Here is a 20,992-nt window from a genome sequence, read left to right on the forward strand (position 1 = left end):
ACGCGTGCGGCAGCAAATGTACTCGGCTCCGGTGACATGAACGCGGACGCGTAAATCCTCGAAAGGTCAACGGAGCGAGCCCATCTGAGCCGACGACTCGGCACACTGGTGAAGTTGGCCGAGCGACTCATGTGGCTGCACACGCACGACGCGGGGTAATACATCAGAGGGATATCAGTGATGTCCTGAGAACTGTTGTCGTCCAACGGCACACCGCTCACACACTTCTTCCGGATGCGGTCGATCCACCGACGCCGATTTCCACAACCTTCGCAAATTCACAACTTCGCTTCCGCAAAAATAGGCACTTGCGGAGGATATGCGCCGGTTGCGGCGCTGCGTAGCGTGCGAAGTGCATCGGTGAAAACAAATCTCTGGAGGACTCTGACCGTGAAGAATCATCTCGTTCGCACCCACCGCTCCGCCGAGACCTTCCCGCGCGAAGAGCACCTTGCCTGGCGGATCGCCGAGGTTGCCGCGGACGCCGTGCAGGTCGGCCCGGAGACCGAAGAGATGATCGTCAACCGGATCATCGACAATGCCGCCGTCGCCGCCGCGTCCATCACCCGCCGCCCGGTCGCCAACGCTCGCGCCCAGGCGCTGAGCCACCCGTATCAGCCCGGCGCAACGGTTTTCGGCGTCGACGGCTCGTACTCGCCCGAGTGGGCGGCGTGGGCCAATGGAGTCGCGGTGCGCGAGTTGGACTTCCACGACACCTTCCTGGCCGCGGAGTACTCGCACCCCGGCGACAACATTCCCGCCATCCTCGCGGTGGCGCAGCACGCCGGGCGCACCGGTCGCGACCTGATTCGCGGTCTGGCAACGGGTTACGAGATCCAGGTCGACCTGGTGCGCGCGATCTGCCTGCATGAGCACAAGATCGACCATGTGGCGCACCTGGGCCCCGCGGCCGCGGCCGGTATCGGCACCCTGCTCGGACTGGACACCGAGACCATCTACCAGGCCGTGGGCCAGGCCCTGCACACCACGACCGCCACCCGGCAGTCCCGCAAGGGCGAGATCTCCAGCTGGAAGGCGTACGCCCCGGCGTTCGCGGGCAAGATGGCCGTTGAGGCCGTGGACCGCGCCATGCGCGGTGAAGGCGCGCCCTCGCCCATCTGGGAGGGCGAGGACGGCGTGATCGCGTGGCTGCTCGGCGGCCCGAACGCCGAATACTCGGTGCCGCTGCCCGGTCCGGGCGAGCCCAAGCGCGGCATCCTGGACACCTACACCAAGGAACACTCCGCCGAATATCAGAGCCAGGCCCCGATCGATCTGGCGTTCCGGCTGCGCGAGCGCATCGGTGACCTGAGCCAGATCGCCTCGATCGTGCTGCACACCAGCCACCACACCCACTATGTGATCGGCACCGGCTCGAACGACCCGCAGAAGTTCGACCCCAAGGCTTCTCGCGAAACCCTCGATCACTCGATCATGTACATCTTCGCGGTCGCGCTGCAGGACGGCACCTGGCATCACGAGCGGTCCTACGCCCCCGAGCGCGCGCAGCGCCCGGACACCATCGAGCTGTGGAACAAGATCGCCACCGCCGAGGACGCCGAATGGACCCGGCGCTACCACTCGACCGATCCGAACGAGAAGGCGTTCGGCGCGCGCGCCGAGGTCACCCTGAAGAGCGGTGAGGTCATCGTCGACGAGCTCGCGGTCGCCGACGCACATCCGCTGGGCGCCAAGCCGTTTGCCCGCGATCAGTACATCGCCAAGTTCCGCACCCTGGCCGAGGGCGTCATCGAGTCCGCCGAACAGGATCGTTTCCTCGAGGTGGCCCAGCGCACGGGCGACCTGTCCGCGGGGGAGCTGTCGCAGCTCACCTTCACCGTCTCGGCCGATGTGCTCGCCCGCGCGCCCAAGTCCCCGAAGGGGCTGTTCTGAATGACAGGACTACTCGCCGCAAGCACCTCGGCCGCCGATAAGCGCCTCGCATTCAAGGCGGGGCTGAACTCGGGCAGGATTCAGCGTCTGCCCGGTGCGTTCAATCCCTTGGTGGCCAAGCTGATTCAGGAGATCGGGTTCGAGGGCGTCTATGTCTCGGGCGCGGTGCTCTCGGCCGATCTCGGTCTGCCCGATATCGGCCTGACCACCTTGACCGAGGTGTCCGGACGCGGTCAGCAGATCGCGCGGGTCACCGATCTGCCGGTACTCATCGACGCCGACACCGGTTTCGGTGAACCCATGAGCGCGGCCCGCACGGTCACGGTGATGGAGGACGCCGGGATCGCGGGTATGCATTTGGAAGACCAGGTCAATCCCAAGCGCTGCGGGCATCTCGACGGTAAAGCCGTTGTGCCAGTTGAGGATATGCTTCGGCGTCTGGGCGCGGCCGTCGCCGCGCGCCGCGATCCGAACTTCATCATCTGCGCACGCACCGATGCCGCCGGGATCGAGGGCATCGACGCGGCCATCGAACGCGCCAAGGCCTACGCCGACACGGGCGCGGACCTGATCTTCACCGAGGCGCTCAATACCGAGGCCGATTTCGAGAAGTTTCGCGCCGCGGTCTCGATTCCCTTGCTGGCCAACATGACCGAGTTCGGCAAGTCCGAGCTGATCGCGGCGGCCACGCTGGAGAAGATCGGCTACAACGCGGTCATTTATCCGGTGACCACGCTGCGCCTGGCCATGCACGCCGCCGAGACCGGACTGCGCGAGATCTTCGCCAGCGGAACCCAGGCCGAATTGCTCGACCGTATGCAGCACCGCAGCCGCCTGTACGAGTTGCTGCGGTACGAGCGCTACAACGAATTCGATTCCGACATATTCAATTTCACTCTGGGAAGGAATCAGTGATGACGGATACCACGGTACCGGCCATCTACAAGGGTCTCGCCGGCGTTGTCGTCGACACCACCGCCATCTCCAAGGTCGTGCCCGAGACCAACTCCCTGACCTACCGTGGTTACGCGGTCCAGGATCTGGCCGCCAACTGCAGTTTCGAACAGGTCGCCTACCTGCTCTGGTACGGCGAACTGCCCAATGACACCCAGTTGGCGCAGTTCCTGCAGCAGGAGCGCGCATCCCGGCGCGCGGATCGTTCGCTGCTGTCGCTGGTGACCAAGCTGCCCGAGAACTGCCATCCGATGGATGTGGTGCGCACCGCGATCAGCTACCTGGGCGCGGAAGATCCCGCCGAGGACGACAATTCACCGAAAGCCAAACGCGCCAAGGCCCTTCGCATGATGGCGGTGCTGCCCACCATCGTGGCCGCCGACCACCGCCGCCGCCACGGCCTGGATCCCATTGCCCCGCATTCGCATCTGGGCTTCGCGGAGAACTTCCTGAACATGTGCTTCGGGAAGGTCCCCGCCCCGGAGCTGGTCAAGGCGTTCGAGGTATCGCTGATCCTGTACGCGGAGCACAGTTTCAACGCCTCCACCTTCGCCGCGCGCGTGGTCACCTCCACGCTGTCCGATATCTACAGCGCGGTCACCGCCGCCATCGGCGCGCTCAAGGGCCCGCTGCACGGCGGTGCGAACGAGGCGGTCATGCACGACATGATCGAGATCGGCGATCCCGCGCTGGCCGAGGCGTGGATGCGAAACAAGCTGTCCGAGAAGGAAAAGGTGATGGGCTTCGGCCACCGGGTCTACAAGAACGGTGACTCCCGGGTGCCGACCATGAAGAAGGCCTTCGTGGACATCGCCGCCGCCACCGGCGGACAGCAGTGGGTGGCCATGTACGAGATCCTCGAGCGCACCATGGTCGAGGCCACCGGCATCAAGCCGAACCTCGACTTCCCCACCGGCCCAGCGTATTACCTGCTCGGGTTCGATATCGAGGTGTTCACGCCCATCTTCGTGATGAGCCGCATCACCGGCTGGACAGCCCACATCATCGAACAGGGCGAATCCAACGCCCTGATCCGGCCGCTGAGCGAATACATCGGTGTGCCACAGCGTTCCGTCGTCGCCTGACAAGGTACGCCAGTCGATCCGACACGTCCGAGGCCGTATCGCCGGGGCTGGTGAGTCGGCCGCCATAACTGAGGATTTCGCTCATTCAGCACTCTGCTAGCAACAGTGGACCACTCGCGGTGCCGTGCGAGATCGATCGCTGCGATCCGATCGGATAACACGGATCTCGGCGGGCCATCGCTGCGAAAAGTTACGAAGGTCCCTAGACAGTCCAGGCCTCTCGAGGCATTGTCGCTAGCAGTCAGCAATCTGGGTACACCCCTCGGTGAGCTGCGTGGCATCGAGCAGCCTGATCCGGGTTGGCCGCAGGACTGCTGGGGCACGGTGCCGTCAAGAGCGTTCGCCGTTGCCGGAGACACTGTCTCGATACCGATTCGGGTTCGCGACCACGCCGCTGTCCACCGTCAACTCGACCGCCTCCGTGTGCCGCCTCGGCCCGGCTCGGATATGGAGATCGGCCCATGTCGCGGGAATCCGTCCCCTCTGTCTCGGACCTGCGCGTCTTCGTCGTGGATGATCACGAGATAGTCCGTATGGGCCTTCGCAACCTCATCGGCGCGGAGTCGGGTATGCGCATTGTCGGTGAAGCGGGCGGCTACGCTGCCGCGCTGGCCGGGCTTGCGACGTATGACGCGGATGTGGCGGTGCTCGATATCCGACTCCCGGACGGGAGCGGAATCGATCTGTGCCGGGAACTGCGGTCCGCGCGTTCGGATCTGCGCTGCCTGATACTCACCTCGAGTGCCGATGAGCGCGCGATGTTGGCGGCGGTGGAGGCGGGGGCAAGCGGCTACCTCGTGAAGGATGTCGGGAGCACCGCGATCGTCGAGGCTGTTCGCCGGATAGGTAACGGCGGATCCAGCTTCGACAATCGCGCGGTGAGAGTGATGATGGCCGCCCTGCGCTCGGAAAACGAGGGTCCCTCCGCGGATCACCTCACCGAATCCGAGCGCAAACTCCTCGAGCTCCTCGGTCACGGTCTGACCAATCGACAGATATCGCAACAGCTGTTTCTGTCCGAGAACACGGTCAAGAACTACGTATCGCGCCTGCTGATCAAGTTGGGTCTCGAAAGCAGAACGCGGGCAGCTCTCTTCGCGTCGCAGCTGCCGTGGACGACCGCGGGTGACGGCGGCCACTGATGACCGCCCGCGCCGAAATCGGTGCCCGGGTCACCGAGAGTTCCGCGGTGGGCCGGCGAATTGGATCGTCAAAGGAGTGCGGATGCGGATCGTGAGTGTGCTGGCGGATCGGCTGAACGTTCTGTACGCGCAATGGGAACGCGACAACGGCCACGCGCTGACCGACCAGGACCTCGCCTCCCGCCTGTCCGGTACCGAATGGCCGATGTCGCCGGTGTACTTGGCTCATCTCAGAGCTGGACTGCGTCTCCGCCCGTCACACGCTGTCCTGGCGCGGCTGGCGCGGTTCTTCGATGTACCGGTGGACTACCTCGACTGTGTCGATGAGTCGGTTCCCGATGTACCCCTGGCACGCACAGGCGGCAGTCGCCGAACTTCCCGTGATGCTCGACTACCTGGGTGAGAGCCTGGCCGCAGCACCGCTCCAAACTGGTTGCCGTTAACTGTGATTCGCTGTCCAGTCGACGCGTGGGAATGCTGAAACCCGGGTCTGCCCGACTTACGCGGAGATTGCGGCGAGCTGTGTCATGACCGCGGGCAGGGCGCGGCTCAGGGCGGCGCGGGTGTCGAGGTCGAGGCGTTCGAACGCGTCGGCTTCGGCTGCGGCGGTGAGTTGTTTGGCCTGTTGGAGCAGTTCGTGCCCGGCCGGGGTGAGTTCGAGCCGAGCCCGTTGGCCCTTGCCGGCGGCGACGGCGGCCACCGCCCCGAGCTCCTCGAGATGCGCGGCGGTCGCGCGCATGCTCTGGGTGGTCACGCCCGAGCGGCGGGCCAGATCGCTATAGGACAGGTCGCTGCGGTGGGCGAGATGACCCAGGGCGCTGAAGTGGCGCATGGTGATTCCGATATCGGTGAGTGATTCGTCCAGGCGCTCCCGCAACCGGCGGCCCACGATGACCAGCAGCAGTGCGGTGCCGCCGGGTTCGGTCCCGGGGTCCGGGCGCTGGTCGGGCCGGGAGGGTAGCGACAAGATCGGTCTCCGTTCGTCGTGCTGCGCCACCGAGGACGCATCGGGGTCAGTGCACCTAGATAACCACCCGCGGCCGTTACGCCGAGGGTCGGCCGATCGTGTGGTGGACCGACGGCGGTATTCATAGAGCGCGCGGGTGAGCCGAATATCAGCTGAAGGAGCGGCGGTAGCTGTTCGGGCTCACGCCGGTGGTTCGTTTGAAGCGATCGCGGAAGGCGGTCGGGGAACCGAAACCGACCTGCGCGCCGATGCGTTCGATCGAATGCTGGGTGGATTCCAGAAGATGTTGTGCGCGTTGGATTCTGGCGTGGTGCAGCCATTGCAGCGGGGTGGTGCCGGTTTGTTCGCGGAATCGGCGGATGAGGGTTCGGGTGCTCAGTCCCGCGTGGGACGCGATGTCGGCGAGGGACAGTTCGGCGTGCAGATTCTCGTGTAACCAGGCCAGTATCGGTTCCAGGGCTGAACCGCTCGGTGTCGGCGCGAAGTCGTGGACGATGAATTGCGCTTGTCCGCCTTCGCGTTCGAGGGGCATCACGGACAAGCGTGCCGCGTCCGCTGCGACGGCCGAACCGTAATCGCGGCGGATCATGTGCAGGCACAGGTCCAATCCCGCCGCCGCACCGGCCGAGGTGAGGAACTGGCCGTTGTCGACGTAGAGGACCTCGGGGTCGACCTCGACCCGTGGGTACGCCGCGGCCAATGAGGCCGCCGCGACCCAATGCGTGGTGGCGCGCAGGCCATCCAGGAGTCCGGTGCTCGCCAATGCGAACGCGCCGGTGCAGATCGAGGCGATTCTGGTGCCCGCCCGGGCCGCGGCGAGCAGTGCCTCGATGACCGGCGGCGAGAGGGTGATGGCGGGCTCGGAGGTGCCGGGGATGAAAATCGTGTCCGCGCTCGCGAGTCCGTCCAGTCCCCACGGCGCATGCACGGTGAACGCGCCCGCGTCGATCTCCGGCTGCTCGGCGCAGACGCGAACTCGGTAGCCGGGGCGGCCGTCGGGCAGTCGCGTGCGGGTGAAGACCTCGATCGGCGTGGACAGATCGAAGGGGATCACGTGATCCACCGCGAGAACAGCGACGGTGTGCATGGCAGGAACGTACCTGATCGCCTCGACCGGTCAGCGCCGATGCAGTGCGGTCCATGGCAATTCTTGCAGCTCAGGTCCACTAGGACATGCCTGTCACTAATCCGTTGATATGTGTCGCTATTGCCACTGGGGGTGTGGACGGCGGCGCAATAGCGTCTGGGGCGACCCGGTACGGACCGGGGGAGTCACCTCGAGGAGAGCTACCTATGCACGTTCAGATCGTCCTGTTCGACGGCTTCGACCCGCTCGACGTCATCGCCCCGTACGAAGTGCTGTACGCGGGCGGCACCGCATCGGCGGGCACGGTGAGCGTTGAACTGGTCTCGGTCGAAGGTTCGCGTGAAGTGATCAGTGGCACAGGGGGATTGGCATTGCGTGCCACCGCGATGCTGGACCCGGACCGCGCCGGGGTGATTCTGATCCCGGGTGCGTCGGGTCGTGTCGGAGAACCGGGGGAAGTGCCTGATCAGGTTGTGGGAGAGGGCGAATGGTGTCGGGACGAGTTCATCCCGGTGCTCCTGGGCCGCACCCTGACCACCGAATTGCCCGCACTGCTGGCGGCCGCGATGGACAACCCCGAGGTGACCGTCGCGGCCGTATGTGGTGGATCACTCGTGCTCGCCATGGCTGGTCTGCTCGAAAACCGTTACGCCACAACCCATCACCTGGGCCTGGACATGCTCGATGCCACCGGGGTGCACGTAGTCGACGCCCGCGTCGTCGATGACGGCGACCTGGTGACCGGTGCGGGCGTCACTTCCGGACTCGACCTGGGTCTCTACCTGCTCGAACGCGAAGTAGGTCCGCGGATCGCGCACGCGGTCGAAAGACTCTTCGCACATGAGCGCCGCGGCACCGTGTGGAGCCGACGCGGTCCCGAGCCCGCAGCCCTCTGAAACATCGTTGATCTCAACACTTGTGAGGAAATGACCTATGCCAGTCGAAGGCACCTGGGACCTGACCATCTCGACTCCGATCGGCAAAATCAAAGCCGAAGTCGAACTCCACCAAGAAAGCGATCTGCTGTCCGGAACCGCCCAGGGCGCGGGCGAGCAAGTCCCACTGCGCGATCTCGCCCTCAACGGTGACCAACTCACCTGGAAACAGGCGGTGACGAAACCCATGCGCTTGAACCTGGCCTTCGCGGTAACCATTGAGGGCGAAACCCTCAGCGGCACAGCAAAAGCCGGACGCCTGCCCGCCTCGAAAGTCATCGGACAGCGGCGCACGCGGCCTTCATAGGGGGCGCGCGCGGTCGGCGGTGACCATGAACACAACTGACAGTCAGACTGTCACTTATCGCTATGCTTCAGTCGAACTGAAGGGTGGAAGGGAAGCGATGCAGAAAGCACTGCTGTCGATACACGTGCTGGCCGGGATCATCTTCGTCGGAGGGTCCGCCGTCGCCGCGAGCCTGTTCCCGCGCTATGCGCCATTGGCCGGCGCGGCTGGATCGGATGAGCGAAATATCAACGTGGCGAACGCGTTTCACCGCATTACCGGTCGTTACGCGGTGCTGGCGTTGATTGTTCCCGTCGTGGGCATCATCCTGGCGTTCCTACAGGGCCGATCGGGCGAAATCTGGATCACCCTGGCGATGGCGCTCACGTTCTCCGCGGGTGTTCTGCTCGCGGCGTTCATCCATCCCATCCAGCGCGAGGCGCTGAACAAGCCCGACGACGGGCAACGCCTGCGGACGCTGGGCGTGCTGGCCGGGATCTACAACCTGCTGTGGGCGGTGGTGGTCGTGCTGATGATCGTGCGGCCCGGCGCGCGGTAGCGACCGAGCAGTCGCCATCATCGGTAGAGCGTCGGCTCGATCACCAGATCGAAGTACGGGGTATCCACGCGAACGGGCGCAAGCGCCGTCGCATCCAGCGCCGTCGGTTCGGCTCCCGGACCCGCGAACACGCAGTGCCCGTTGGGGTTGATCACCAGCGACTGTCCCACGCCACCACCGGCATTGGGAATCTGGACTCGCGCGGCCCCGCGCAACTCCACCGCCGTGCCCGCCGGAACCGGTACCACCTCGTGCACCCATGGCGCGATGAACGGATGTGCCACAACGGTGGTCGCTCCCGGCAGGTTCTCCACCGCTACCTCCGGCACCTGAACCGGCGAGAACCCCGGGGTCAACAACTGACTCCGGTCGTATCCCTGCCCATTGGCCACCTGCGAGTAATCGGGTGAGAATGTCTCCGCGGCGGCATTTCCCGCCCCGAGCGCCATGATCCCCACGCCGACCCCGACCGCGATCCCACCACCGATAATTGCTCGCCTCATGACCCCGATTCTGCGGAACCGCTTGTCACCGGCACAGACTTGGACTCGAGCTGATTGATCTCCTCGAGCTTCTCGCTCCCCGTCTGCCGAGGTCGATGATCTCATCGAGTGCGCTGCGGGCTACCTCGAGGAACTTCTGCCGAAAGATCAGGAACGTCTCGCCCTCGGTCTCGGCGGCAACTGCACGCGCTGATAGATCTGGGGCCGAGTCTGCGTGGGACTCCGCATAACTGCGGACCCGCTGCAGCAACCGGCTCAATTGCCGGACCAGGTCGTCCGCAGCCTGCGCGACCGTGTCGGGGCCGTCGAGGATGACCCGATCGCTTGCTCGACGCGCAGCTCCAGTACCTGAGTGTCTTTGTGCGCCACATCTTGTCGCGCCCGCACCCATTCTCCGCGTACCGTCGCCCATTCCGGGCGACGGTACTTCTATGGTCTGTCAGCCCAGGCGGGTGGGCAGCGGAGCGAGGGTGTAGTTCTGCCAGATGTAGTTGTCCATCTGATGTTGATCCCCGGACAGGTTCACCACGCGATCGACCTTGCCGTCGGAATTGAAGTGCCACACCAGCGCCCAGATGGTGTCGACCCCGCCCTCCCCGGCGGTGGAGTAGCCGCGGTGGATGTCGACCACGTACTCGTCGTTGGCTTCGAGGAAGAAGGTCTCGGCTTTCATTCCAGCCTTGGACAATTCGTTGAAGAACGCGACGACCTCGTCGATGCCGTGTTTGGTGCCCGAGAGGGCGTGATGGCCGGGAATGGTCCAGGCGATATCGTCGGTCAGCACCGCGCGCATGCCGTCCAGGTCGTATTCGGCATAGGCGGCGAAGAAGGCGTTGATGGCGGCGATCTTCGGGTTTTGTTCGGTCACAACATATCTCGTTCTGTTCAGTGCGCCATGGCGCGGAATTCGGTGTGCAGAGCGTCTTGCAGGCGCTCGAAGGTCTCATCGACCGATTCGGGGAGGCCGAAGCCTCCGGCGGATTCCAAGGTGACGATGCCGTGGCAGAGGGTGCGAACCATCCGTACGGCATGGATGAGGTCGGTGTCGGACAGGTGATAGCCGCGCAGCGCCGAGGTGAGGACCTGGTAGGCGCGAGTGGCGGTGTGGATGTAGGCGTTATCGCCGGTGGCGGGCGCGACAATGCCCGCGGTGTAGCGGCCCGGATGGGTGCGGGCGTACTCGCGATAGGCGGTGCAGATCGCGCGTAGAGCGTCGCGACCGGACAGCCCCGCAGTGGCGTCGGCCAGCACGGTGGCCAACTCGCCGACCGACAGCACTGCCAGCTCACGTCGTACGGCCTCGAGGTTGTCGATGTGTTTGTACAGACCGGGCAGGGAAACGCCGCAGCGCTGCGCCACCGCCGCCAAGGTGAGCCGTTCCAGGCCCACCTCGTCCGCGACGAGCGCGGCTTCGGCGATGATTCGCTCGGGTGTGAGACCAGCGCGCGGCACCGGGTTACCGGTCCTTCCGGCTCAGGGCCACACCGGTACCGGTGATGAAAACGAGCAGCAGAGGTCCGGACACGTAGGCAAGAGTAGCCAGCGACTGAATCAAGAACAGATACCCGATCCCCGAAGCCGCGATCGCCACCGCCATGGCAATGGCGGTGTAGCGCAACCAACGCGGCAACAGCCCGCTGAGCACCGCAGCGACCCCGAGCCCGGCCAACAGGAACATCTTCACCCCGTCGAACCGGCTCACCAGCTCGAACAGCAGATGCGCGGTGTCAGGCGAGCCGGTACCCGCCAGCGCCACGCCGAGCAGGAACTGCGTGAACGAAATCACCGCTGCCGCAACACCGCTCACCGCCGCGAGCCGAGCGACCAACGGTGAGCGCGCCGAGCGCGCCAGCGCCACCGAAACAACCGCCAACCCGATCGCGGGCAGCCCTTCGGTCAACAGGAACTGCGTGGTGAAAGCGGTGCTGTGCCCGGACAATTCGCGCACGATATCGCTGCCGGAATCGGCGAACACCGGGGCGGGCGCGCCAACCGCGAGCCCGGCTATCCAGGATCCGGAGTAGGCGATGCCGACGACGGCGGGGAGAGAGGTCAGAACGTGGTGGCGGTGAGCGACGGCGGTGGACATGAGGGCGACTCCCGGTTGGTTAATGCGACTAACTAGAAGTTAATACACTTAACTTCAGGGCGCAAGCCCTACCGGCCTGTCGTCGCACACCGAAGGCGCGCGTGGTCGGGCGTCGCGCAATCGCGTCGCAAGCCGCATGTCAGAGCGATGCAAGGGGAGTCGAAAAGGCTTGATCCATGAGCGAATTCGATGTTGTGATCGTCGGCGCGGGGCCGGTCGGCCTTCTCCTCGGTTGTGAGCTGGGTCTGGCGGGATGCTCGGTTCTGGTGCTCGAGCGGGAGAGCGCGCCGCACTCCCCGTGGCGGGCCGAACCGCTCGGGAATCGGGGCCTGTTCTCCACCTCGATCGGGGCTTTCGACCGCCGTGGACTATTGCCCGCAGTGCGCAAGGCGTCGGGTCTGCCCGGAGGTTTCGATGCCGACGAACCGTCGAGGGTGCGATTCGCGGGCCATTTCGCGGGCATGGGGATCAATCCGGCGAATATCGACTTCGATGCCCTGCCGTATCGATTGCCCAGTCCCGCACCGGATTCCATGATGAGCAGCCTGGACGCCATCGAGACGGTGCTGTCCGAGCGGGCGAGCGAACTCGGCGTTCAGGTTCGCTATGGTGTCCCGGTTTCAGGCATCGCGCAGCATGACCGGGGCGTCAGCGTGCGCAGCGGGGATCGTGAGTTCCAGGCGCGGTGGGCAGTGGGCTGCGACGGCGGACGCAGTGTGGTCCGCAAGCTCGCCGGATTCGAATTCGTCGGTACCGAACCACAATTCACCGGGTACAGCGTGCTTGCCTCGATCGCCGAACCGCATGAGCTGAGATCCGGATTCACGCTGACTCCGACGGGGATGTATCTGCTGCGGCCCGATGGGCTCATCAGCATGATGGACTTCGACGGTGGTGCGTTCGACCGCGCGCGCCAGCCGACACTCGATGAGTTGCAAACGGTGTTGCGCCGGGTATCGGGCACCGCGGTCACCCTGAACGAAGTTCACTACGCCTCGACCTTCACCGATCGGGCGATGCAGGCGAGCACCTATCGGCGCGAGCGGATTCTGCTCGCGGGCGATGCCGCCCATATCCACTCACCGCTCGGTGGGCAGGGCCTCAATACCGGCGTGGGCGATGCGATGAACCTGGGGTGGAAGCTCGCGGCGACCGTGCGCGGGGACGCGCCCGACGGACTCCTCGACACCTATACGTGTGAGCGCCACCCCATCGGCGCGCACGTACTCGACTGGTCGCGCGCGCAGGTGACAGCCATGCGCCCGGATCCCTATGGCAAGGCGATTCAGGCCGTGATCCGCGACCTCATCGCGACCCGCGACGGATCGACCTACGTCTTCGAGACGATCGCGGGTCTGTCGACCCGGTACGACCTCGACGACGCGCACCCGCTGATCGGACGCAGCGCCCCGGACTTCCGACTCGACGGCGGCACCCGCCTCGCCGACCTGATGCACCACGGCCTTGGTGTCGCCTTGGATTTCTGCGGCGATCACCAACTGGAAAGTTCGGTGTCTCACTGGCGCAACAGAATTCGATACACGACCGCTCGGGTGCGAAACGACCTCGGCTTGGCCGCCGTGCTGATCCGGCCCGACGGCATCGTCGCGTGGGTCGGCGAAGGTGACATCGACCCGGCCGCGTTCGAGCGCGCGGCCACCCGCTGGTTCGGCACCGCGGAATCGTGAACCCAGAGTCACCCGGCCAGGAACGACAGGCGTACGTGCCGGACTGGGTTGTCGATATTGAGGTCGACGAGGGCAACCGATTGCCATGTGCCCAAAGCCATTTCGCCACCCAGCACCGGAATGCTCGCGTACGGGGCGATGAGTGCGGGCATGACGTGCGAGCGGCCGTGGCCGGGGGAGCCGTGGGCGTGGCGCCAGCGGTCATCGGCGGGCAGCAGGTCCCGCAGGGCCGCGAGCAGGTCGTGGTCGCTGCCCGCGCCGAGTTCGATCAGGGCGATTCCGGCGGTGGCGTGCGGAACGAACACGTGCAGCAGACCATCGCGGTCGGCGGCGGTTTCTCGCAGGTAGGCCGTGCATTGCGGGGTGAGATCGTGCACGACCTCGGACCGGCCGGTCTTCACATCGATCAGGGTGCTCTGCATGGGTTCGATTGTGCACCGTCGGCGCCCGGCCGCTCCGGAGATACGAAGCGGCCGTCCTCCTCGGATTCGGAGGAGGGTGCCGTGGTTCAGGCGACGGCGGTGCCTTCGAGCTCGACCAGCTGGCCGGGGATCGCCAGGCGGGTCACCCCCAGCATGGTGGTCGTCGGGGCCACACCTGCGGCTCCGAGCCGCCCGGCGAGCACCCCGTAGTGCGGGAACAGTGCGTCCACATCGGTGGTGTACACGTTCAGGCGAACGAGGTTCGCCAGCGACATCCCGGCTTCGCTGAGCACGGCTTCGAGGTTCTCTACAGCCAGTTCGAGCTGAGCCGCCATATCGCCCTCGTGCTCGGGGCGGCCGTCCTTGCTCATCGCGGTCTGCCCCGAAATGTACAGCGTCCGTGACTCTCCGGAAACGATCTCGCCCTGGTTGAAGCCCATCTCCTGCGACCAGGTCACCGGGTTGACTGCCGTGCGTTCCATTGCCACTCCAATCGTTGCGCTCGAGCGCCCGGGGCCCGATGGCCACCGTCGTCGACGCTCGAGAGAAGAGATTTCCAGCGATACATGACATCCTGTGTCATGTTTTCCGGAGAGAATCGAAGCTGTGCGCGCCGATAGGTTGGTCTCGCTGGTACTGCTCTTACGCCAGCGCGGCCGGATGACCGCGGACCAGCTGGCCAGTGAGCTGGAAGTGTCCGTTCGCACCGTGCTGCGCGATATCGAAGCGCTGTCGACGGCGGGCGTGCCGGTCTACGCCGATCGCGGCCGGCACGGCGGCTTCTCGCTGCTTCCCGGCTTTCGCACCGAACTGACCGGCCTGAACCACCATGAGGCTCTCGCCTTGCTCACCGCCGGATCAGGCCGGGGCGAAAAGGCTTTCGGGCTCAGCTCGGCCCTTGCCTCGGCGATGCGCAAGGTCGTCGACGCGCTACCAGAAGGCCATCGAGCCACTCTCGACGATGCCGCCAAACGGTTCCTGGTAGAGCCGGAGACCGACCTGCTCTCACGGCGAGCAGGCACCGAGCAAGTGGCGACCGGAGTAATGGACGAGGCGCGGCACGCCGTACTTGCCGGACACAAACTCCGCTTCGAGTACGCCGCACCCGACAAGACGCCGCGCTGGCACACCGTCGATCCACTCGGGCTCGTCACCGTCCGCGACCGCACCTACTTGCTGGCGACGAAGTCCGGGGAGGATCGCACCTATCGTTTGTCGCGAATGTTGTTCGCGGAGAAGCTTTCCGAGCCTGCCGAGCGCCCCGCCCAGGTGGACCTCGACCGGATCTGGGCCGACCGAAGCGCACGCTTCCTCTCCGAGGACCACATCCCGGTCCTGATCAGAGTCAAGTCCACCCGCCGAGAAGAGCTGCTCAACACCACCCGCAGTGTCCGCGCGGAGCACCCCGAACCCGATGACTGGGTTCGCCTCGAAGTGACATTCGAGGATCTGCGACATGCGATTTGGGCGATCTGGCAACTCGATACCGCCGCGGAGGTCCTGAGCCCAGATGAACTCCGTACTGCCCTGCGCGAACGCGCTCTGGCTGTCGCCGCACGATACGGGCCCTGACCTTACGAATTCACCAGTCGGACAATCGCGGCCGCGACCTGCTCGGGCTGTTCGGCGGGGATGATGTGCTGGCAGGCGGCATCCTCGAAATGCGCGCCGACCTGTTCGGCGTATCGGCGCTGATATTCGCGCAGGGTATCGAGATTGCGGGCCTGATAGCGCGCGGCACTGGTCGAAGACAGGACGATGATGCCGGATGTCGGGGGTTGTGTTGGGCGGCTGCGGAATTCGTCGATCGCCGCCGCGACGGCCGCGATCTCATGCCGGGTGCGGGCGAGGTCGGCGGGGGTGAAATCCTCCGACAGCATGGTGGCGTAGGTGTCGGCGGGGAAGTTGCGTCCGTAGGAGCGGGTCAGCAGTCGCATGAGCGGCGGGTAGTGGCTCAGTGCCTGCTGTACGGCGAGAATGCGATCCGTCTTCTTGGCGGTCGGAGCCCAATTGTCGTACGTGGGAGCGTTTTCCGGTGTCGGGTCGAGCAGGACGAGCCCGGCCGGGCGCAGCGTTTCCGCGGCGCGGCGCACGATCAGCCCGCCCATACTGTGCCCCACCAGAATCAGCCGGTCCGGTGCGAGCGCCTCGACCAGCGCCACCAGGGTGGCGGCCATGTCGTCGATGCTTTGAGGTGCGGCGGGGGCGGCGCTGCGGCCGCGTCCCGCTCGGTCGTAAGTGACGGTGCGCGCATCGTCTCGCAATAGCGGCACGACCCGATCCCAGAGGGTGCGCCCGGCTCCCGCGCCGGACTCGAACACCACCCAGGTCCCCCCGCTCCCGGCCTCTTCGAAGTAGATGTCGTTGCCGTGCACTGTCATTCGGCGCCCAGGCGTATCCCGCATGGCGGCTTCCTCCCAATCGATCCCAACTTTGGGAACGGTACCAGGAATGGGATAGTTGCGATATGGACCCGACAGAGCTGCTGCTGCACCCGGTGCGATTGCGCCTCATCCACGCACTGGCCGGTGGCCGATTGCGCACCGCGGGCGAGCTGTGCGAGCGCCTGCCCGATGTGCCCCGCACCAGCGTCTATCGGCACCTCGGTCTACTCACCGAGGGGGGCATGCTCGAAATCGGCGACGAGCGCCGCGTGCGCGGCGCCGTCGAGCGCTCATACCGCCTACGCCCCGACCGCCCAGCCGTCCCCTCCGACGCCCCGATGACCGTCGAAGACCACCGCCAAGGATTCGCCGCCGCCATGGCCGTCCTGATCGCCGAATTCAACGCCTACCTCGACCGCCCCGACGCAAACCCGATCGCCGACTCGGTCGGCTATCGCCAGGGCACCCTCTGGCTCACCCCTGAAGAACTCGACACCATGCTCACCGGTTTCCGCGACATCGTGGCCCCACTCGCCGCAAACGAACCCGAGCCGGGCCGGCGACCGTACTTGATCAGCCCGATCCTGTTCCCAGGCGAGGAACCACCGGTGCCGAACTGAAGGCATTCGCCCATACGGACCTATGCTCGGTGGCCGTGACCGCCGACGAGATTCCCAAGCGCCGTTTCCTGGTGTGCTACGACTACGGAATGGGCGGCCTGTGGTGGTGGATTCACGCCCGCTCGGCCCGCGAGATCACTGAAACATTCGCGGAGACAAAGGTTATCGAGGATACGACGCGATTCTCGGAGGAGTTCACACGCAATCTGACCGAGGTCGACATCGATGAGCCCAGCCCGCCGGGCTTACAGGATCTTCGTGAGCAACGAGACGCCCAACGCACCCGCCCGGGCTTCGGAGTGCTAGCCGACCGAGCCGTGCTGTACACCCGCCAACGCTGGAACGAGGCGGAAGACATTGCGGCAGCGCACTACTTCACCGAGATCATCGACGGCTACCGCACCCGCCAGGTGGAGGTCCGCGACACCGGGGAATCGGTCCGAACCGGCCTCGACGACTTTCCCCTGAACCCGCCCATCGACCTGTGGGACCCAGACCTGGCCGCCCACGAAATCACCGCGGCGGAGTTCGAAAAGACCTGGGAGCGTGCGGTTCCCCCACCCGAAGGCTGGTACGGCTGAGCGCGTTTTCGACCGCGTCGTCAGGTTCTCTCTAGTGGTGTCATCTCCGCGCGCAGCGCGGCATTGATGACAACGATGAATTCCGGCGTCCCGGACGGTGCGCGCCGCAACTGAATGGAGGCGCGCTGGTATTTGGTGGCCTGCCTGCCGCGAGCGTTGTGTTGTTAGTGCCAGGATCCGAGCACAATAGTGGGCTGATAGGCCTCAAGCGCCGCGGCGGAGTTCTGCGGCGGTGTGGTCGAGTTCGGCAGCTGCGCGGGAGAGCTCTGCCGCGATGCGAGACAGGTCCGCAACTGGCCTGCCTTTATGCTCGGCCTGAGCAAGGTCACGTTCGATCAGAGAACGGATATATGCGGCCTTGGACAGTCCGAGGCTGACCGCGCGGGCGGCGACACGACGGTCCAGATCGTCTGACATCTTCACCGAGCGTGGTTTGAGTGCCGGATCTGTGTCTTGTCCGAGAGCAATTGGGAGCTCAACCTCGGCCTCGGTGAAGTTCAGACGGTCCAGCAGTTCGTTCACTTCGTCCGGGGTGGTGGGGTCGAGTGGATCAGTCATCGGTGTTCTCCCATTTCTCGAAGTCGGTGAGCCGCTCGCCTGTCAAAGTCCGCCCTGCGATCAGGTACAGATCGCTCCCAGCTATGCGTGCCAGGATTTCTACAGGTTGCCCATGGGCTGTGCGCATCCAAACGACGACGTACTGACTGTCCGTGCTGCGTAGCCAAACCCGGTGCTGCCCGCTGAGCCAGTCGGCGAGCGCGTCGATAACGTCGTCGATGTTGATCCCAGCGACGCCGAGCAGATACGCAAGGCGGTAGTGCCAGTCAATAGCCACGCTTCTGATCCTAACGGGAACTACCGAGAACTACCTAAGAGTTGCTGCACCTCAGGCACTGGATGCTGTGTGTCGCCCCGATTCGGCGCTCCGGTTCTCAGCACGCGATACAGGCGCTGTGGGTGTTGGAGAGCGGTGTACTAGCTTCGAAGTCATACGCTGCGGTGATGGCCGAGGACACTGGAGCGCCGGGGCGTATCGAGGTCGGATATTCGCATCTGTTCGCCGGGGTGGAGTTGCGGCCTGATCGGGATGCCGATGAGTACGAGATCGAGTTCTCGGATGGGTCGGTGGCGCGGGGTGAGGTGCTCGAGGATGTGGGTGGAGGTGGGGTGTTGCGGGTTGAGTCGTATCGGACGGCTGCGGGGACTGAGATCCCCGAGCGGGTTTGGACGTTGCGCGCGGGTGAGGCGGGGGTGTTCAAGCTTGGGCGGGCGTTGTGAGTGGGGCGCGACGTGCGAGGGCTGCTGAGAGGTAGGGGGCGGTTCGGCTGCGTGGGGAACGTGCGACCTTGGCGGGGGTGCCTTGGGCGACTACTTGGCCGCCGTCCTGGCCGCCGCCGGGGCCCATGTCGATGATGTGGTCGGATTTGGCGGCTACGGTCATGTCGTGTTCGGCGATGATGACCGTCGCGCCTGCGTCGACCAGTGAATGTAGTTGGCGGACAAGGACTTCGGTGTCGGCGGGGTGGAGGCCGGTGGTGGGTTCGTCGAGTAGGTAGAGGGTGGCGGCGCGTTTGGTGCGCTGGAGTTCGGAGGCGAGTTTGACTCGTTGGGCTTCGCCGCCGGAGAGTTCGGTGGCGGGCTGGCCGAGGCGGAGGTAGCCGAGGCCCACCCGTTGCAGGGTGGTGAGGGCCCGGTGGGGGGCGGGGGTGTCGGAGAGGAAGTCGGTGGCTTCGTCCACGGTGAGGTCGAGGACCTGGGCGATGTTGTTGTCGCGGTAGGTGATTTCGAGGGTGTCGGGGTTGTAGCGGGCACCGTGGCAGGTGGGGCAGGGGGTGTAGGTGCTGGGGAGGAAGAGGAGTTCGACGGTGACATAGCCTTCGCCCTGGCAGGTTTCGCAGCGGCCGCCCGCGACATTGAAGGAGAATCGGCCTGCGCCGTAGCGGCGCTGTTTGGCTGCGGGGGTGGCGGCGAACAGCTTTCGGACCGTATCGAACAGGCCCGTGTAGGTGGCCAGGTTCGAGCGGGGCGTGCGGCCGATCGGCTGCTGATCGACTTCGACGACCCGGTCGATAGTCGACTCGGCGGTGGCCTGCCTCGAAATCGCGTGCAGGAGCGTCGATTTGCCGGAGCCGGAGACGCCGGTGATGACGGTGAGGACGCCCAGCGGCAGCTCGACATCCAGCGCATGCAGATTGTGTTCGGTGAGATTGCGCAGCTTCAGCGCACCGGTGGGCTTGCGTGGGATGTGCTGGGGTTCAACCGAATCCGGGAACAGATAGTGGCGAGTGGCTGAGTTCTGGATTTCGCGCAATGCGTCCAGTGGCCCGCTGTAGAGCACGTGCCCGCCAGCGGTTCCCGCGCCCGGACCCACGTCGACGATCCAGTCCGCCTGGCGCACCACGTCCATATCGTGCTCGACCAGAAAGACGCTGTTGCCCGAGTCGCGCAGGCGCATCAGTACCGAGGTCAACGCCGCGGTGTCGGCTGGATGTAGCCCGGCCGAGGGTTCGTCGAGCACATAGACCACACCGAAAAGCCCTGAGCGCAGCTGGGTTCCGAGCCGCAGGCGCTGGAGTTCGCCGCCGGACAGGGTCGGGCTTTCGCGTGACATGCTCAGATAGCCGAGCCCGAGCTCAACCGGCACCTCGATGCGGGCGATCAGATCTCGGCTCAGCACCGCCGCAGCATCGTCGCCCGAGGCGTGCGGCCGTAATACCTCCGCCAGCTCGGCCAGCGGCAAGCTCGCCAATTCGGTGATGGTGCGACCGCCAAAGGTCACCGCCAATGCCTCGGGCCGCAGCCGTTCCCCATGGCACAGCGGGCAGGTGCGCGTGGTCAGGAACTGCGCCGCGCTCTTGCGCCGCGCCTCGCTCTTGGATTCGGAGAAAGCCCGCAGCACAAGGTCTTTCGCGCTCGTATAGATGCCTTCATAGGATCGCTGAATGCGCCCTGCCTCGCGCTGGGGTCGCACCGTCACCACCGGCCGCTCCTCGGTGAACAGAATCCACTGCCGCGCCTCGGCGGGCAGATCCCGCCACGGAATATCGATGTCGTACCCGAGCGTCGCGAGAATGTCCCGCAGATTCTTCCCATGCCAGGCCCCTGGCCAGGAGGCGATCGCGCCGTCCCGAATGCTCAGCCCGGGATCCGGCACCATCGATTTCTCGGTCGCCTCGTAGAGCGTGCCCATCCCGTGACACTGCGGGCACGCTCCCTCAACGGTGTTGGGCGAGAACGCGTTCGAATCCAGATGCGCCGCCCCTTCCGGATACCGCCCCGCCCGCGACAGCAGCATCCGCAGATAGTTCGACATGGCCGTCACGGTGCCCACGCTCGACCGCGAGGACGGCACCGCCCGCCGCTGTCCCAGCGCCACCGCGGGCGGCAGCCCGGTCACCTCGTCGACGTCTGGCGTCTCCACCTGCTGCAACAGCCGCCGCGCATAGGGCGCTACCGATTCCAGATACCGCCGCTGCGAATCGGCGTACAGCGTGCCGAACGCCAGTGATGATTTTCCCGACCCGGAGACTCCGGTGAACGCCACCAGCGCATCGCGCGGCAGCACGACATCCACCCCGCGCAGATTGTGCACGCGCGCACGGCGTACCCGGACATACGGATCGACCTCGGGCGACCTCATGGCAGCAAACGCTACCCAGCTTGCCGCGGGCGTGCTCGCGGCGCTCCGGATCGATGTCGGCCGGATCCGATAATTCCTGCGTTGTCGCAAATGCGACAGAATTCTGAAACGTGGATGTGTATGTTGGTGCGGTGCTATTAATGACGGGATACCTAAG

At 65.5% G+C, this 20,992-nt stretch carries 25 protein-coding genes; 13 read left to right on the plus strand and 12 right to left on the minus strand.

The genetic code is table 11. The features are described from left to right. Positions 1–390: 390 nt before the first annotated feature. The 5 genes from prpD to AB0L82_RS41495 all read left to right on the plus strand — a co-directional run bounded on the left by prpD (position 391) and on the right by AB0L82_RS41495 (position 5,477). A complete protein-coding gene (gene prpD / locus AB0L82_RS41475; RefSeq protein ID WP_364650285.1) occupies positions 391–1,893 on the plus strand; it encodes a 2-methylcitrate dehydratase PrpD in 1,503 nt (500 codons plus the stop codon). Further along, positions 1,894–2,808 (plus strand): methylisocitrate lyase, encoded by a 915-nt coding sequence (prpB, locus tag AB0L82_RS41480; protein WP_364650288.1) that lies wholly within the window; start codon positions 1,894–1,896, stop codon positions 2,806–2,808. Beyond that, complete coding sequence (locus AB0L82_RS41485; protein ID WP_364650291.1) at positions 2,808–3,932, plus strand: bifunctional 2-methylcitrate synthase/citrate synthase; 1,125 nt, start codon at positions 2,808–2,810, stop codon at positions 3,930–3,932. Before prpB ends, AB0L82_RS41485 begins: the two co-directional genes overlap by 1 nt. A 461-nt stretch (positions 3,933–4,393) precedes the next feature. Then, the gene (locus tag AB0L82_RS41490; protein ID WP_364650294.1) at positions 4,394–5,074 is read left to right on the plus strand and encodes a response regulator transcription factor; all 681 of its coding nucleotides are present in this window, start codon (positions 4,394–4,396) and stop codon (positions 5,072–5,074) included. Positions 5,075–5,156: 82 nt separating this feature from the next. Continuing rightward, complete coding sequence (locus tag AB0L82_RS41495; RefSeq protein WP_364650297.1) at positions 5,157–5,477, plus strand: helix-turn-helix transcriptional regulator; 321 nt, start codon at positions 5,157–5,159, stop codon at positions 5,475–5,477. Positions 5,478–5,573: 96 nt separating this feature from the next. Here AB0L82_RS41495 and AB0L82_RS41500 read toward each other — a convergent pair whose 3' ends face one another. Together AB0L82_RS41500 and AB0L82_RS41505 are read right to left on the minus strand one after the other, a co-directional pair. After that, positions 5,574–6,041, minus strand: a complete 468-nt coding sequence (locus AB0L82_RS41500) for a MarR family transcriptional regulator (protein ID WP_364650300.1) — start codon at positions 6,039–6,041, stop codon at positions 5,574–5,576. A 148-nt stretch (positions 6,042–6,189) separates the two neighbouring features. Further along, positions 6,190–7,128 carry a helix-turn-helix domain-containing protein gene (locus AB0L82_RS41505; RefSeq protein WP_364650303.1) on the minus strand — a complete coding sequence of 313 codons (939 nt, stop codon included), beginning with the start codon at positions 7,126–7,128 and terminating at the stop codon, positions 6,190–6,192. Between the two features lie 206 nt (positions 7,129–7,334). Between AB0L82_RS41505 and AB0L82_RS41510 the strand changes: the two genes are divergently transcribed. From AB0L82_RS41510 to AB0L82_RS41520, 3 genes are read left to right on the plus strand one after another with little or no spacing between them, the layout of a single operon-like run. After that, the gene (locus tag AB0L82_RS41510; RefSeq protein ID WP_364650306.1) at positions 7,335–8,024 is read left to right on the plus strand and encodes a DJ-1/PfpI family protein; all 690 of its coding nucleotides are present in this window, start codon (positions 7,335–7,337) and stop codon (positions 8,022–8,024) included. Positions 8,025–8,061: 37 nt separating this feature from the next. Further along, on the plus strand, positions 8,062–8,370 hold the full coding sequence (locus tag AB0L82_RS41515; RefSeq protein ID WP_364650309.1) for a hypothetical protein: 309 nt from the start codon (positions 8,062–8,064) through the stop codon (positions 8,368–8,370). 25 nt (positions 8,371–8,395) lie between these two features. Continuing rightward, the gene (locus tag AB0L82_RS41520; protein ID WP_364650312.1) at positions 8,396–8,908 is read left to right on the plus strand and encodes a hypothetical protein; all 513 of its coding nucleotides are present in this window, start codon (positions 8,396–8,398) and stop codon (positions 8,906–8,908) included. A gap of 17 nt (positions 8,909–8,925) precedes the next feature. Here the strand turns inward: AB0L82_RS41520 and AB0L82_RS41525 are convergent, their stop codons facing one another. The 4 genes from AB0L82_RS41525 to AB0L82_RS41540 all read right to left on the minus strand — a co-directional run bounded on the left by AB0L82_RS41525 (position 8,926) and on the right by AB0L82_RS41540 (position 11,500). Continuing rightward, entirely contained in the window at positions 8,926–9,411 is a 486-nt protein-coding gene (locus AB0L82_RS41525) for a hypothetical protein (RefSeq protein WP_364650315.1), read from the minus strand. Positions 9,412–9,850: 439 nt separating this feature from the next. Beyond that, complete coding sequence (locus tag AB0L82_RS41530; RefSeq protein WP_364650318.1) at positions 9,851–10,279, minus strand: nuclear transport factor 2 family protein; 429 nt, start codon at positions 10,277–10,279, stop codon at positions 9,851–9,853. A 17-nt stretch (positions 10,280–10,296) separates the two neighbouring features. Beyond that, positions 10,297–10,863: a WHG domain-containing protein gene (locus AB0L82_RS41535; RefSeq protein ID WP_364650321.1), complete on the minus strand. Its 567-nt coding sequence runs from the start codon at positions 10,861–10,863 to the stop codon at positions 10,297–10,299. Positions 10,864–10,867: 4 nt separating this feature from the next. Continuing rightward, complete coding sequence (locus tag AB0L82_RS41540; RefSeq protein WP_364650324.1) at positions 10,868–11,500, minus strand: hypothetical protein; 633 nt, start codon at positions 11,498–11,500, stop codon at positions 10,868–10,870. A gap of 176 nt (positions 11,501–11,676) precedes the next feature. Here AB0L82_RS41540 and AB0L82_RS41545 point away from each other — a divergent pair, with 176 nt between their 5' ends. Continuing rightward, positions 11,677–13,188 (plus strand): FAD-dependent monooxygenase, encoded by a 1,512-nt coding sequence (locus tag AB0L82_RS41545; RefSeq protein ID WP_364650327.1) that lies wholly within the window; start codon positions 11,677–11,679, stop codon positions 13,186–13,188. 8 nt (positions 13,189–13,196) lie between these two features. Here AB0L82_RS41545 and AB0L82_RS41550 read toward each other — a convergent pair whose 3' ends face one another. After that, positions 13,197–13,610: a secondary thiamine-phosphate synthase enzyme YjbQ gene (locus tag AB0L82_RS41550; RefSeq protein WP_364650330.1), complete on the minus strand. Its 414-nt coding sequence runs from the start codon at positions 13,608–13,610 to the stop codon at positions 13,197–13,199. A gap of 86 nt (positions 13,611–13,696) precedes the next feature. Continuing rightward, on the minus strand, positions 13,697–14,092 hold the full coding sequence (locus tag AB0L82_RS41555) for a RidA family protein (protein WP_364650333.1): 396 nt from the start codon (positions 14,090–14,092) through the stop codon (positions 13,697–13,699). A 124-nt stretch (positions 14,093–14,216) separates the two neighbouring features. Between AB0L82_RS41555 and AB0L82_RS41560 the strand changes: the two genes are divergently transcribed. Then, positions 14,217–15,182, plus strand: coding sequence for a WYL domain-containing protein (locus AB0L82_RS41560; RefSeq protein ID WP_364650336.1), 966 nt, complete (start codon positions 14,217–14,219; stop codon positions 15,180–15,182). Positions 15,183–15,184: 2 nt separating this feature from the next. Here AB0L82_RS41560 and AB0L82_RS41565 read toward each other — a convergent pair whose 3' ends face one another. After that, positions 15,185–16,015, minus strand: coding sequence for an alpha/beta hydrolase (locus tag AB0L82_RS41565; protein ID WP_364650339.1), 831 nt, complete (start codon positions 16,013–16,015; stop codon positions 15,185–15,187). 62 nt (positions 16,016–16,077) lie between these two features. Here AB0L82_RS41565 and AB0L82_RS41570 point away from each other — a divergent pair, with 62 nt between their 5' ends. Next, entirely contained in the window at positions 16,078–16,614 is a 537-nt protein-coding gene (locus AB0L82_RS41570) for a helix-turn-helix domain-containing protein (protein WP_364650342.1), read from the plus strand. Between the two features lie 35 nt (positions 16,615–16,649). Beyond that, positions 16,650–17,195: a hypothetical protein gene (locus AB0L82_RS41575; RefSeq protein ID WP_364650345.1), complete on the plus strand. Its 546-nt coding sequence runs from the start codon at positions 16,650–16,652 to the stop codon at positions 17,193–17,195. A 204-nt stretch (positions 17,196–17,399) separates the two neighbouring features. Here the strand turns inward: AB0L82_RS41575 and AB0L82_RS41580 are convergent, their stop codons facing one another. Both AB0L82_RS41580 and AB0L82_RS41585 read right to left on the minus strand, forming a co-directional pair. Further along, on the minus strand, positions 17,400–17,753 hold the full coding sequence (locus AB0L82_RS41580; RefSeq protein ID WP_364650348.1) for a hypothetical protein: 354 nt from the start codon (positions 17,751–17,753) through the stop codon (positions 17,400–17,402). Continuing rightward, a complete protein-coding gene (locus AB0L82_RS41585) occupies positions 17,746–18,030 on the minus strand; it encodes a hypothetical protein (RefSeq protein ID WP_364650351.1) in 285 nt (94 codons plus the stop codon). Before AB0L82_RS41585 ends, AB0L82_RS41580 begins: the two co-directional genes overlap by 8 nt. Before the next feature lie 167 nt (positions 18,031–18,197). On the opposite strand from AB0L82_RS41585, the gene AB0L82_RS41590 reads away from it, so the two are divergent. Next, positions 18,198–18,473: a hypothetical protein gene (locus tag AB0L82_RS41590; RefSeq protein ID WP_364650354.1), complete on the plus strand. Its 276-nt coding sequence runs from the start codon at positions 18,198–18,200 to the stop codon at positions 18,471–18,473. On the opposite strand, the gene AB0L82_RS41595 is transcribed toward AB0L82_RS41590, so the two are convergent. After that, entirely contained in the window at positions 18,451–20,835 is a 2,385-nt protein-coding gene (locus AB0L82_RS41595; RefSeq protein WP_364650357.1) for an excinuclease ABC subunit UvrA, read from the minus strand. The genes AB0L82_RS41590 and AB0L82_RS41595 overlap by 23 nt on opposite strands. Positions 20,836–20,992: the final 157 nt, after the last annotated feature.

It is taken from the genome of Nocardia sp. NPDC052001, from assembly GCF_040680615.1.
In the GTDB taxonomy this organism is placed as follows: Bacteria; Actinomycetota; Actinomycetes; order Mycobacteriales; family Mycobacteriaceae; genus Nocardia.